A 13,126-nucleotide genomic window follows, 5' to 3' on the forward strand; every position below is an offset into this window, starting at 1 on the left:
ATTAGTAGGTGAAAAAGATGTTTCGAGATATTAGCATACAAGACCTGTTATTCATAAAAGAACGAGAACCTCATACATTGATCGACGTCAGGTCGCCCTCTGAATATAAGGAAGCGACAATCCCAGGGAGCATTAACATCCCTTTCTTTTCCGATGAAGAGCGAGCTGAGATTGGGACACTTTATAAACGAGTCGGCAAAGACGCAGCCAATGAACGTGGGCTTGAAATTTTCTCGGCGAAGCTACCAGATTTCATCAGACAATTCAAAACGATTGAAACACCGATGACCGTCTTTTGCTGGCGTGGCGGCATGCGAAGCAAGACAGCCGCAACTGTACTTGACCTAATGGGCATAAACGCAAACCGTCTTAGTGGCGGAATTCGCACATATCGCCAATGGGTCGTGAAGGAATTGGAAAAAGAAGATTTTCCACCAAAACTGATCGTATTGAACGGATATACGGGTACCGGCAAAACCTTACTACTACAAAGACTTGCGGATGAAGGTCATCCGGTGATCGATTTAGAACAATTTGCTGGACATCGAGGATCCATTTTCGGCCAAATTGGACTTGAACCGAATAACCAAAAGAAGTTCGACTCATTGTTAGTCCAGCAAATTCAAAAAGTTAAGCAAAAGCCATATGTTTTTATCGAAGGTGAAAGCAAACGAATCGGCAAGGTGTTAGTCCCCTCTTACCTATTTGATAAAAAAGAAAATGGAATACATGTTTTCATCCATCTTCCTATTGAAGAACGTGTTCACAACATTTTATCCGACTATAATCCATGGGAATCTCAGGAGCAGTTCATCGAGGCATTCCGATTAATACAACGCCGAATCCATGTGCCAATTGCGAAAGAGATTGAAGAAAGCTTGAATGAGGGGCATTTTGAGTCAGCAGTAAAATTATTGCTTGAGCATTATTATGATCCCCGTTACGAATATTCAACGACAAAACGTCCGCATGAAAACAACTTTGTCATCCATGCAAGTTCAGTTGATGATGCTTATGATCAGTTAGTAAAGTTGAATTACACCAACGAGAAATTAATTACAAAATGAACAAGCAAGGGCTGTCCCAAATCGTCATTTAAAATGACTTTTCGGGGCAGCCCTTTTGTTTTGGATGTTATCGGTCACTTACTGAGAATTATCGGTCATTTCTCTGGAGTTATCGGTCACTCAGCGCGAGTTATCGGTCACTATTATGATCTTATCGGTCAATTTCACAAAGTTATCGTCGTTTCATTACTTTGGACCTACCCGAATCTTGAAGTATTTCAAGTTTGACGCCGTCCCTCCACAGATAAAACTGTTCGATTAAAATCGCAATTACTGTTCCCGTTATAAGCCCATTCGACAAGACCGCAGAAATGGCATTTGGCAAATCGGACATGCTTTCTTGCGGGATGAACATGATACCAACACCGATCATCAATCCAACTGCCGCAACTTTGTAGCCACGTTCCTGATTCGGCTCTACTGATAACTCACGAAATGCCATTTCCACCATTTTCGTGAATATCGCAAATGTGACAGCATAAGCAACCGGGGCTGGCAATGCAGCAAATACCGACATGATTGCAGGAAAAATGGTAATGACGATTACGATGATACTTCCTACGATAAACGGTTTTATAGAAGCGATCCTTGTTGCACCGACAAACCCGGCTGCCCCGGAAATTGGAACCGGACCAATTGCGGAAAATAAACCTGCAAACAAATGGTTCAAGCCGGATGCAATCGACCCCTGTTCATACGATCTGGCGGGGTAATCGAAAATGATTGCTTCAATAAACTTTCCATAACCCGAATGGATGCCATCATATTTGCGATGAGCAACAGTGTTATAAATCCCGCAGTAATAAACATTCCACTATCCCATACCGGCATTCCATAGACAAGAACTTGCGGAAATTGAATCCATCCGTCAAATTCAGAATGAACAAACCCCGCTTTTCCGATGACTAAAAAAAGGATCCAACCAATCCCGATTGACAAAAGGACAGAATATCTTTTCACCCATGGAACTTTATGATTCATTGTAAAGAATGTGACTAAGACTACCAAAAGGCTACCCAAGAACAATAACCCATCAATTCGGTCACTATGAGTTTCTACTCCAACCATTCCTTTTAAAAACGTTCCGCTCAATTGTAAGATGAGAAGCATAAGGTATGTAAATGTAACGGCAGGCGTGAAAAGTGTTTTCATTTTAGAGATTAATCCGGTGATGGCTAACAGAATAAATAGGATTCCGCTAACAATCATGCCACTTTGCAATGCTTGTAATGCATCCCCGCTTGATGGATACATGACGCCCACCATGCCAGCATACACAACGAAAATGCCCCACCAAAGTCCGGCCGGCCCTTCATTGATCGGCAGACGATGACCGACAAATGCTTGAATGAGACAAGCCAAACCAAGCACAAACATTGTTCGTTGAATGAACAGTGTAGTTTCCACTGTATCCATACCAAACACATGCGCTATGGCGATTGGTGCTGCAATCGAGGATGCAAGTAAAAAAACCGCCCACTGAATGCCCCCAATTATATGTTTCATGAAAACACCTCAAATTCCAATTCAGCTTTTAGATTTCAAGTATATCACGACAATTGCAGTAAACGAGCTGTTTTCAGTCAACTGGGTTTATGTTTGTTAGTATTTATAGTATCTGCATAGCTTCGTATGAAAAACCCATCAGCTTTCGACCATTCGCAGTATAGAATCTTTTCTATTTCATCAAATCCCTCATCTATTAGCCCCTCTCTTAACCATTGTTCTGATTTACCGATCGCATTCAAGACCTCCCGCTTCACTTCTCCCTCGTCGACTAATAGCACGCTCGGTGCCTCCTCCTCCTTCTCAAGCTCCAAGTCACCTGCCGTAACAGATTTGTACTTTGCAAAGGAATTGATGGAAATTTGTCCGCCTGGTTCAATATACATATCACGAACCTCTCTTAGTGAAAAAACACCTTGTTGACGGAGCATTGTTCGTACCTGTTCCATCTCCAATTGATTTCTCTTAAAGGCTTTGATATTGACCTTTCCGTCATCTATTAATTGATCGGGTTCCCCCTTCAGGAGTATTCGTAAAGGATTGCATCGGGCCACTAATTTTTCTATAAAGTAAATAGACGCAGCCCATACAGCAAGTGAAAAGAGGAACATCCATATGGAAACTTCACTATCATAGATGCTTTCTTCAAGGATGCCGCCAAATATGATCAAATAGATGATGTCGTACGGAGTCATCTCAGCCAAATGTTTTTTCCCTAATAGCCTAATGACCACCATTAAGGCAATAAGTCCGACAATGAGTTTTGATCCTATAATTAAATAATCCATAACAAACACCTCCAAATTCTATCGATAAAAATACCCGTTAATCACTAACTTCAACCAATCGATTTTTTATGAATGTTTGAGAATGAATGGTTGGGGTAATTTAAGAGTAGTAATCGATAGAACAATAACTTTACTCAGGAGGCGTTTGAATTTGGTACAACGACATGTAGTAGGTTACTATGATACTGAAGCTGAAGCCGTGGCGGCAATCGAAGAATTGAAGAGACAAGGGTATCGTTCACATGACATTTCAATAATAAGTAAAGATAGGGACCACGTAGAAAACATTGAAGATCAGACCGGAACACATGCTGCTGACGGTGCTGCTACAGGGGCGGCCACTGGAGGAGTACTTGGAGGTCTTGGCGGCGTACTCGCAGGTCTTGGTGCACTCGCCATACCGGGAGTTGGACCAATTATAGCAGCAGGCCCAATTGTTGCAGGCATAACAGGTGCTGCGGCAGGTGCTGGGGTCGGAGGTCTTGCGGGAGCATTGATTGGTGCGGGTATTCCGGAAGATGAAGCAAATCGATATAATGATTACTTCAATGAAGGGAAGATTCTTGTTTTAATTGACGGGGAGTATACGTACCGTGATGTTCGAATGGACTATCCGGATAATCCTCTAATTTAAATGCGAAAAGGCTGTCCCTTATCCGGGATAGCCTTTTTTTAGTATCAAGTGTCTTTTCTACAAAAACCTGAATTACTCAATAGTATCCAATAACTCTACATCTAGTTTTTCGGCATTTCCCCATTTATAAAACTTTTCTAAATGCCATTTATTTTTCAGCCTATTAAAGTTATTATCTTCAATCCATCTGTGCAACTCATTATACGATTGTACGATTTCAAAATTCGAACCTTTATGCCTGAAAGAAGCATATCGCTGTGAAGGTACTGTTAGAGTTACCATCCCAGCAGGAATATCCTCAAACACCTTTACTTCAACACAAACCCAGTAACCATCCATACATTCAGTTTCACTTTCCACAACAAACGCACCAATTTGTTCACTTGAGTTAACCACATGTTTAATTTCACTTAGACGCTCATTTAACCTAAGTGATGCTTTCGGTATTTCGGCTAAATAGTCATCACCGGAACACAAAACACGATAACCCACCAATTTTAATTCATCAAGTTCCCTAACTACCTTATCTGGACTGGGTATTAATGTCATGTCAATTCCCCCTTTTTACAAATTGCAGCATTAAAAAGTTAATCCACGTTATAACTGGAATAGAAAATATCAAAAAATATAGATCAGAATAACCAGTTCCAAAAATACGTGCTTCCTCATTCAATTGGTAAGATAACAACATAGCTATTGTTAAAATAAATCCGTTTACCAAAAAAGGCTGACAGCATACTTAATAAATTTCGATTCGTCTTTTTTCTTAAATGAATTGATACAATGGACGAAGTAAATAAAGTAAATAAAGAAAATAAAATCGTGATAAAAATCAGATTAACAACCTCCTTGGCACCCTCTAAATATCGCGCTCGTCATTTCTTTCATAAATTCTTTTAAGCGTTGTATTGATATTAATAAGAGCAATCAAAATAAAACCAAGCATAATGAAAGTAACAATTTCACCTGTAAAAAATGCCACAATACCTAAAATCAAAGCATATAAAACGTATACGTCCAGTTACGCATCTGAATACAATACCTCTCTCTATTCATTCGATGACAATTACTTCCCCATCCTTCAGCGCTTTAAAAAGTATTTTATTTTCAATCATATATTCGATAGATCTATCTATATCTTCGGATTCAGGATGGTCTGATTTATAATGAGGGGCAATTACATAATCAATTAGGTGTAATCCCTCCCAAATGGTTTGATGCTCTTCCCCATATGGTTTCTGATTCGGATTATCCGCCAAGTGAATGCCTTTTAATGTTGGCCCAAGGATACAAGCACCTGCACTATATCCTCCATATAAAATATCCTTCTTTTCAATGTAATACTTCTTTATAATTTCATCAAATCCGCTTAACTTCATGGCTTGCGCAAGAACAAAAGTGTTTCCACCTCTTACCCAGAGAACATCATACCGATCAAGTTTTTCTTTTAATCCTTCTTTGTTACCGAAATACTGTTTCAGGTCCAAGATATCAACAGTAAAACCCAATCTTTCAAGATCCAATATATCCAGTGAGTCGCTTTTATTTTTCCGTTCTAAATCGGTTGCAAAGTCCAAAGCATTATTGATATATGCAACTTTTCGGTTCCCATTTTTCGTCATTTCTTTCAGTTTTTCTTCCTCGTTCCCAATCTTATAGGACGATAAGTATAATTTCATATTCTTCACCTATCCTTATCCGAATACTTTATAACCCGACCAACCACATCATCGGTTCTGTTTTATACTCATTACTCACCTGTTTATAATTGTTTCTTTTTCTTTTTTCGATAAACAAAAAGAAAAACGACCAATATAAAAAGTATCAATATCGAAAGCAGTTCTGTGAGATTAATACTGTAACCAAAATCTCCTTTAAAAAACGTGCTTTTCAACGGTTCTGTTTTGCCTAACCCCAATTTTTCTGCTAGCTCTGCTTTTCTTTGTTCTAAAATTTCATCACTCATTTATTCATCCCCTAAAAAAATCACTTTTCCCCATACTTTCCATTATTAATTAATTTTCGGTACTTACCATCTTCCTCAACCGCAATCGCTTCATCCGTATGAACACCTTTTATTGAATAAAGCTTAGTACCTTTTTTATACTTGTTCGAATAGGTTCCAGAATATGTTCCTTCCTTATCTGAATACTTTGTAACCCGACCAATCTCATCATCAGTTTCAGTTATATACTCTTCGCTCACATCATACAAATAGCCGTTCCATACAACAAATCTTGAATTCCAGTCAGCACTTGAAGAACAGCCCGCAACTAAAATGAATGAAAAAATGCATATACTGAATACGAATGATTTAACCTTCACAAGTTCACTCCTCACAATGAAAAAGACCTGTACGTGACGTAACACATCAAAGTTATGAAGAAAGCCAATGTTTCAAGGTTTACTATAAATATATTAGGCTTCACTTTTGAGAACAGTTTTACTCGCTTCATCAAACTGGCGTCTATCGAAATAAATAAATAATAAAAAATAAATAAACCAAATAGGAGCATCAAACCCGCCATCAACAATTCTCCACTTTGCCAGAAGGAAATTCCTAAAAAAATGGCCCATATACTTTTAAACACACCAAGGAAACTCTCAAAAGGCTTCGTCAATGTTGCCATCATATATTCCGCATGTTTTTCGGGAATGGAATGTTCCTTGTCATGCTTTTCGATAAATGCAATATGACCAGTTTGAAGTACCATGGAGCTCACTAACAAAAACAAATAGGCAAAGCCAAATACGGTTCCTACTAATACTATATCGGATTCGATTAGATGGTTTAATGCCAATGGCAAAGGAAACCACATGGCGTACATAATTGCCATCAACAAATGGAGGAAAGCATACTCATTTTTCTTTGTCATCGACTTAAATGTTAAGATTATGATCAAAAACAATAAAACGCCTATCCAACCCAAAATCATTGTTGAGGTTATCATAACTCCCCATTATCCCCCTCGTGTCTTCTCACTTTTCGTTTCCACAATACAAAAAGCAATACTATTGCAAATAAAACTAAAAACGGGAAGATACCATTGAATACATTCATCCAATGAAAAGGCGCCTTATGGGCATAGACTGCTTTTACCCATTTACCCGCACTTTCTTCGACTGCAATAGCATCCCTCGGAGATATACCACTTATTTTAAAATACCCTGTCCCAATAGGATAATAATTGGATGCATTCCCATAATGGCTACCCGTCATATCATTGGGCTTTGTTTTGACCTCTCCTATTCGCTTGCCAATCAAACTATCAATTACTTTTTCATCCGTGACCTCATATACCTTTCCATTCCAAACGACAAACTCAATAGCCCAACTCAACGCGTGAGCAGACGAATTAACTAAAAGGGTGATTATCAATAAACACATTATTGTTTTTTTCATTTATTCCAACCCCTCTTTACATACCGACGCTATTAGTTTGAAGTTTTTAGTGCCTTTCCTACGCCAAACAAGACCGCGATGAACAGCAATATAGAGAGAATTATTGCCCAGATATTCACCTCTCCAAAGGCCCACGTGAGAACAACGTCAAAGGAAGGGACACCTAAAGCATACAGAAACGGAAGTGTTAATATTGATGTTAGAACACCTAACGTGAATATTAATACCACTGACCTTCTTCTATTGAACAAAATTAACATCCCCTTTTTTAATGCCGAATCTAATCTGATTGACAACTTTCTTTTGAACGTCCAAAAACCCTGATTATTCCATTTAATCTATTATACCATGAAGATATTAATACTTTTCAAAAAATTCATTCCAATAAAAAATACACCTCTGTAGAAAAGGTGTATTTGGATTTTTAGTCGGTAAAAGCGAATAAAATCATTTAGATAAAGCTATTTTTATATGCGCCAAGTGGTGCTCTTCGTGCCAAGCTAATTTCCTAAGTTTTGTAGCAACGGTAATTTTCCCGTTCTTCCCATGGGTGAAAGTCCGATCTAATTGATCTTCAGTTAGATGATTTCCTAAATATACGATACGCTCGTTTATACCTTCAAGCATTTTAATGGAGCTTTCAGCAGGAAGCTGCGTATCCGGTTGGATAGCCCACTTTTCCTCATCAAATCCTGGTACTGTTGGATTTTCATCTGTTAATGCAAGCTTTAGACGTTGATACATGTTTAGCTGTGAATCCGCTATATGATGTACAAGTTGCAGTACTGTCCAAGCACCATCGCGATATGTTTTATTTAAATCCTCGTCACCCAAATGGTCAACAGTTTCCCTTAACCGAGTCGTATAAGATTCGATATCCTTTAACCATTCTTGTACATTCTCTAAAGTTACATTTTCAGGAACTTGCAACTCCCCAATTGGAAATCTTACGTCCATTTTCACTACCCCTCTTCCACTTTAATATTTTTCATATATTTATTATAACAAATATTTCAATATATTTGTTCCTATCAATTCAATTTCCCGATTTATTTTTATTTTCTTTCAGCTCATTTACTTCCTTTTCCAATTCTACAATTCTTCTATGATTTGATTGAGTGGCTCCATACACAAACCCTATCAGCCCACCGATCACTGCACCGGAATCCCAAGAAAGAGTAATCCCGGTAATGCTCCTATTAACATATACAATAGAGTCATTTTCCCACTCCTTCGTCCTATTATTTTCCCTATTTCGCTTCATACATATACAATTCATCACGGTCTAAAAACAGCAGCATATTTTCCCGGTTACTGACTAATTGTGCCTCAACAACCATTCCATTCGGTTTAATCAACTCGATTTTATGGATTTTCTTAAAGATTTCTCCTTCGCGCTGCAGCTCAATCATTGCCTGCTGCCCCCATCTATTCAAATATGCAACAATCTTCTCTCCGCTTACCGCAAACGAGTTGAAACTTATATCTTCGGTGAATAATACACTGACTGCCCTTCTTTTCGCATTCCAATTTTCGATTCAATACTGAAGAAAAACCAAATCCCACCGTTAGAATCACCATTCAGCGCAAGACACTCAAAAATGTGATATTCCTTATCCTCCTCAAGGGAATCTAACTTACGACCCATAGAATCCCAGCCAACGAGCCCGCTCCTGCCGACCGGTTTCTCCCAGCCGTAATTGCCAAAAACCCCTTCATCAAAGTATCCGGTCCAAATCTCCTGATTCCTTGTCACATACACATGCTCAATCCCATCGCCTAAACAAAAAGATCGGATAAAACGTCCATTCAAATCATACACCCTTGCATTTTCTTCAATATTCTGCGCATCGTGATAATACGAACGAGCACAGACAAGCATGAAATGCTCGTCATCAATCGGCTGTATAAAATGATAATTCCACGTTTCTTCTGGCAATTGGATCACATTCTTCTTTCCGTCCTTCAAATGTACGACATGATAACTGTAGCTCTTCTCCGTAACCGTTGAGGGGAAACTACCATTAATTAAAGGAGGAATTTCTTCCGCCAGTAAGACGAATACATCATTATGATGTCCGATTGCGATTGAACGTGGAATCAACTGTTTCAACTCTTCGTGCAGATTTGCTATAGGGGTCACCGGTATATTAAGTATTGGTTTCATCATATTCAGCTGCCCTTCATGGATTGACGTCATACTTTTTTGAGCTCATTGTATAGATGTCCTTATTTAACTAAACCCGTTAGTGGAATAGCTAATACAAGTTCAATTTGCTGATGCTTCACTGGTCCGTTAATTCTTCTCCTGTAACGATTTTAAATAGCTCTGCTGACTTGTCTATGTCTAATTTGACATATTGATTTCCTCCAATGAGTACTACTTTATCTATGTTTGGAGTGATCCATAGTTCATATAATACCGCTTTGGCTTCAATGTTAGGATTTTTAAAACGAAATGCAAATCTGTAATCAGGTGGGGTTACCATTTCTGCTTTTGCATTTATCCAATTTGCATCTTTTAAGATTTCTTTCAATTTTTGAACCTGCTCATTATCAGTGACCTCTCTAAAGTCTTCATAGTTATTTTCATCGCCAATACGCTTTTCGACTACTATACTTAGTTCCGTGTTTTGTAAATCGTTTGAACAACCTACTAATAAAATTGAAAATATCCCGATTAAGCTAATGAGTAATTTTAACGTCTTAAAATTCATGCCTCCTTTTACGCTCAGAACTCTGAACGGTTAGATAGATCACAGACACATCCCCTTTTTAAATCCATATTTTCATAATTATTCTGCTTTAGTTGAAGAAGAAAGAGTACACTCCGTTGCACCTGCTCATCATTGTATTTCAAATATCCTGTTCCGATAGCTTAATGATTTCCAATATAAATTGATACTTGTTGATAGCCATATCTAATCATTACTGATAATTTCAATGTAATAAGCTGCAATTTTACCTGGAAGCGATTCTCTTAGGTTGTCACCATAAACACGTACTTCTTGGTTTATCTTCAGGTCATCAAATATGTTGTGATTCTCAGCAACATTGTGTTTTGACACGATGATACTATCCATTCCATAGTTCGAGGTAAAGTATCCTGTTAATCTCCCCCATACGCTTACTGGTTCTTTCGCTAACCATACAGTATCAATTCTTTTGGAAACCACATAACCCTCTATGGTTATATAATCATCTGGCATATCGATTACATCAACTGAAGATCTTTGATTGGATAGAGTCCGTTGAAGAGGAATGATAATGCCAAAACAAGTAAACAGGTAACTAATAACCTTTTATATGATGGATACCGATACGTAACCAAGAAAACACCCCTTTCACCATTTTTATTCACGAGGATATCTTTTCTCCTGGTTATGAGTACCAATATTAAGAATCAACAGAAGGCGTTTCTCTATTTTACTAAAGCACCTCGTTAGTTGAAGAAGAAATCCTATCTAATTAAAAGTTTCTTCTTTCCATATTTCAAATATAACAGCTTTAAGAAACTTTCCCTCTTTGACTTCGATAGCTATTGCTTCCTTTTTATTAATATCGGTTATCTCATAATACTTTGTTCCTTCTTTATATTTATTTGAGAAGTTCCCACTAGTGTCAGAAATTTCTTGTTGAGAATAGAAAGTAACTTCGCCAATTTCAGCACCTATTTCCTCTTCATTAACTTCCTCTTCTGTAACAACATAAGATTCATTCCCCCATGTAACGAATTCAGTTACCCAGCTTGCACTCGAAACAGTTTGTATTTCATTCTCTGATTTTCCATCAACCAAAGAACAACCTGCTAATATAACAACTCCAAGAATTGTTACTATTAAAATCCTTTGCATAGGCACACCTCCGATATATTAGACATTCCTAGTCTGCTACGTTGGTTCAATAAGAAAAAAGGCTTTACTCCTTCCTGAAGTAAAGCACCCGTTAGTTAAATAAACGACAATTGCGCCCGTTTCGGAATATAGGAAAATTCATTAACCCTCTATAAGTGCATGGTACTTCAAGATTTTTCCTTCGGATTCCACGAGTAAAATAGGACCTTTCTTTTCGATAGGTGAAAAAATCTTTGCACCAACAGGTAGCTTATTTGACATTTCATTTTCAAAGTTTGTATCTGTATCATTTCTTTTTTTGATTTCCCCTACTTGCGCGCCCTTTGTTAAAGTTAATTCCCCGACCCAGTCAATTCCATTAACGTAAATTAAACCCTCGAATTGAAATATATCAGCTTCAGGGTCTGATGTTAGAACTTCTTCGGCACTAGGATTTCCAGGACTATGAACTTCTAACTTACCTGTACCTGATGAACTAGAACCTGATGAACTGGAACATCCATAAGCAGTTAATATTACGAAAAAAACCAAACTGAAAAATAATCTTGGTACTTTCACGTTATCCCTCCTCGTACCATTAGACTGACTACGGTAAAATAAGTTACTTAATTGTTCTATACACTTTTCAACTAAACTGCTGCGTTAGTTTAATAAGAAATGAGCCGTCTTCTAACAGGTCAATGATCTTCAAGTAAAGCTATCCGTTAAATAAGAAGAAAGTTTATCTACTTACTTGTATTGAATAAATAAATAATATTGCCAAAACAATACCTATAACATATTTAGAGAATTGCTTAAGTCTATCATTTTCAAATGTCTTAATTAACAAGTAAAAAAAGCCGATTACCCAAATGCCATTTTGGAAAAAAGTAGCAATTATATTTCTAAACATATTTAAGAAAAAATAAAAGTCCAATAATATCCCACCTATATCTTATGATATTTTACCGCAATTAACCAAACCACTTAATGAACTAAACTGCCCCGTTAGTGAAAAATAATTATAATTTCACTGTCCAAATTTTATAGATAATTTGACCATTTATTTCTGTTTTTTCTGTACAGACATCGATTTGTAAATTGTTATAATCAGCCCATTGAGGAAAAGAGATGCTAAATAGTTAATTACCTTTTCATCAGGTGTGGCATATCCTACATTATTTTTATTACTTAAATAGGCAACAAAATCTGGATATAATGCTTCTGTCCATTCTTTAACTTCAAACTCCGAGTCAAAAATACGGTTATCCTCTTTATGGCTTCCATTTATCCATTTAACATTCTCCATTGAGTCCACCTCATTTCCAAGTTTCTCATCATCTATTATGCTAACCTGCCCCGTTAGTTCAATAAAAAAAGTGCTTTACTACCTTATTGAAGTAAAGCACCTGGTCGTTTTAAAGTACTACTTTACTTCTAAAACAAATGCATAAAATGCATCTCCAAAGGATACATTCTCATTCTTTTCATCCATCCACCATACTCCATAAGAATAATAATAAACACCCTTTTGTATTGGTGCAGAAAAACCATTTTCTTCAATCAGAACTCCGCTTTCATTACTTCCATTTATCTGAACAAGATAGAATTCATTTGGTTTTGGTTTGTAGTCCATGCTAAAAGTTATTTTCTCACCAGGAGTCACTTTAATAGGCTCTTTTTCTTTTAATAGTTCAACAGGTCCAACTGTATCGGCACAACCACCTGTCCAACAATAGGTGCCAAGTTTCGTTTCATATTTATCATTATCAATTACTATATAGACTTCTGGCGGCTTGTCTCCTGACACTCCTGACATTCCCTCTATTGAACAACCCGCAATGATAAGAACTAAAAGAACTACAAATATAAAGAAATACTTATTCATAAACAAC

At 37.4% G+C, this 13,126-nt stretch carries 18 protein-coding genes and 1 pseudogene; 2 read left to right on the top strand and 17 right to left on the bottom strand.

The genetic code is table 11. The features are described 5' to 3' along the window. Positions 1 to 17 precede the first annotated feature (17 nt). On the top strand, positions 18 to 1,067 hold the full coding sequence (gene mnmH / locus QNH10_RS13875) for a tRNA 2-selenouridine(34) synthase MnmH (protein ID WP_283731993.1): 1,050 nt from the start codon (positions 18 to 20) through the stop codon (positions 1,065 to 1,067). Positions 1,068 to 1,239: 172 nt separating this feature from the next. Here mnmH and QNH10_RS21215 read toward each other — a convergent pair. Further along, a pseudogene (locus QNH10_RS21215) lies at positions 1,240 to 2,573 on the bottom strand (purine/pyrimidine permease). A 77-nt stretch (positions 2,574 to 2,650) separates the two neighbouring features. Then, a complete protein-coding gene (locus tag QNH10_RS13890; RefSeq protein ID WP_283731996.1) occupies positions 2,651 to 3,361 on the bottom strand; it encodes a DUF421 domain-containing protein in 711 nt (236 codons plus the stop codon). 151 nt (positions 3,362 to 3,512) lie between these two features. On the opposite strand from QNH10_RS13890, the gene QNH10_RS13895 reads away from it, so the two are divergent. Next, positions 3,513 to 3,995, top strand: coding sequence for a general stress protein (locus QNH10_RS13895; protein WP_283731997.1), 483 nt, complete (start codon positions 3,513 to 3,515; stop codon positions 3,993 to 3,995). Between the two features lie 72 nt (positions 3,996 to 4,067). On the opposite strand, the gene QNH10_RS13900 is transcribed toward QNH10_RS13895, so the two are convergent. From QNH10_RS13900 to QNH10_RS13970, 15 genes are all read right to left on the bottom strand, one after another. Further along, positions 4,068 to 4,544 (bottom strand): GyrI-like domain-containing protein, encoded by a 477-nt coding sequence (locus tag QNH10_RS13900; RefSeq protein WP_283731998.1) that lies wholly within the window; start codon positions 4,542 to 4,544, stop codon positions 4,068 to 4,070. A 503-nt stretch (positions 4,545 to 5,047) separates the two neighbouring features. Next, positions 5,048 to 5,674, bottom strand: a complete 627-nt coding sequence (locus tag QNH10_RS13905) for a Type 1 glutamine amidotransferase-like domain-containing protein (protein WP_283731999.1) — start codon at positions 5,672 to 5,674, stop codon at positions 5,048 to 5,050. A gap of 83 nt (positions 5,675 to 5,757) precedes the next feature. Beyond that, positions 5,758 to 5,961: a hypothetical protein gene (locus QNH10_RS13910; RefSeq protein ID WP_283732000.1), complete on the bottom strand. Its 204-nt coding sequence runs from the start codon at positions 5,959 to 5,961 to the stop codon at positions 5,758 to 5,760. Positions 5,962 to 5,981: 20 nt separating this feature from the next. Further along, positions 5,982 to 6,320: a hypothetical protein gene (locus tag QNH10_RS13915; RefSeq protein WP_283732001.1), complete on the bottom strand. Its 339-nt coding sequence runs from the start codon at positions 6,318 to 6,320 to the stop codon at positions 5,982 to 5,984. 11 nt (positions 6,321 to 6,331) lie between these two features. Continuing rightward, complete coding sequence (locus QNH10_RS13920; RefSeq protein WP_283732002.1) at positions 6,332 to 6,946, bottom strand: hypothetical protein; 615 nt, start codon at positions 6,944 to 6,946, stop codon at positions 6,332 to 6,334. After that, complete coding sequence (locus QNH10_RS13925; RefSeq protein WP_283732003.1) at positions 6,943 to 7,398, bottom strand: hypothetical protein; 456 nt, start codon at positions 7,396 to 7,398, stop codon at positions 6,943 to 6,945. The genes QNH10_RS13920 and QNH10_RS13925 overlap by 4 nt, the downstream gene beginning before the upstream one ends. 447 nt (positions 7,399 to 7,845) lie before the next feature. Then, positions 7,846 to 8,355, bottom strand: coding sequence for a YfiT family bacillithiol transferase (locus QNH10_RS13930; protein ID WP_283732004.1), 510 nt, complete (start codon positions 8,353 to 8,355; stop codon positions 7,846 to 7,848). 293 nt (positions 8,356 to 8,648) lie between these two features. Next, entirely contained in the window at positions 8,649 to 8,810 is a 162-nt protein-coding gene (locus QNH10_RS13935; protein WP_283732005.1) for a hypothetical protein, read from the bottom strand. A gap of 68 nt (positions 8,811 to 8,878) precedes the next feature. Then, positions 8,879 to 9,598, bottom strand: coding sequence for a hypothetical protein (locus QNH10_RS13940; RefSeq protein WP_283732006.1), 720 nt, complete (start codon positions 9,596 to 9,598; stop codon positions 8,879 to 8,881). Between the two features lie 85 nt (positions 9,599 to 9,683). Next, positions 9,684 to 10,115: a YhfM domain-containing protein gene (locus QNH10_RS13945; protein ID WP_283732007.1), complete on the bottom strand. Its 432-nt coding sequence runs from the start codon at positions 10,113 to 10,115 to the stop codon at positions 9,684 to 9,686. 204 nt (positions 10,116 to 10,319) lie between these two features. Continuing rightward, positions 10,320 to 10,607, bottom strand: coding sequence for a DUF3221 domain-containing protein (locus QNH10_RS13950; RefSeq protein ID WP_283732008.1), 288 nt, complete (start codon positions 10,605 to 10,607; stop codon positions 10,320 to 10,322). A 255-nt stretch (positions 10,608 to 10,862) separates the two neighbouring features. Further along, the gene (locus QNH10_RS13955; RefSeq protein ID WP_283732009.1) at positions 10,863 to 11,252 is read right to left on the bottom strand and encodes a hypothetical protein; all 390 of its coding nucleotides are present in this window, start codon (positions 11,250 to 11,252) and stop codon (positions 10,863 to 10,865) included. A gap of 141 nt (positions 11,253 to 11,393) precedes the next feature. Further along, positions 11,394 to 11,810, bottom strand: a complete 417-nt coding sequence (locus QNH10_RS13960; protein WP_283732010.1) for a hypothetical protein — start codon at positions 11,808 to 11,810, stop codon at positions 11,394 to 11,396. A 484-nt stretch (positions 11,811 to 12,294) separates the two neighbouring features. After that, the gene (locus tag QNH10_RS13965; RefSeq protein WP_283732011.1) at positions 12,295 to 12,540 is read right to left on the bottom strand and encodes a hypothetical protein; all 246 of its coding nucleotides are present in this window, start codon (positions 12,538 to 12,540) and stop codon (positions 12,295 to 12,297) included. Between the two features lie 117 nt (positions 12,541 to 12,657). After that, on the bottom strand, positions 12,658 to 13,119 hold the full coding sequence (locus tag QNH10_RS13970) for a hypothetical protein (RefSeq protein ID WP_283732012.1): 462 nt from the start codon (positions 13,117 to 13,119) through the stop codon (positions 12,658 to 12,660). Positions 13,120 to 13,126: the final 7 nt, after the last annotated feature.

The sequence above is a fragment of the Sporosarcina thermotolerans genome (assembly GCF_030067815.1).
Classification (GTDB): domain Bacteria; phylum Bacillota; class Bacilli; order Bacillales_A; family Planococcaceae; genus Sporosarcina; species Sporosarcina thermotolerans.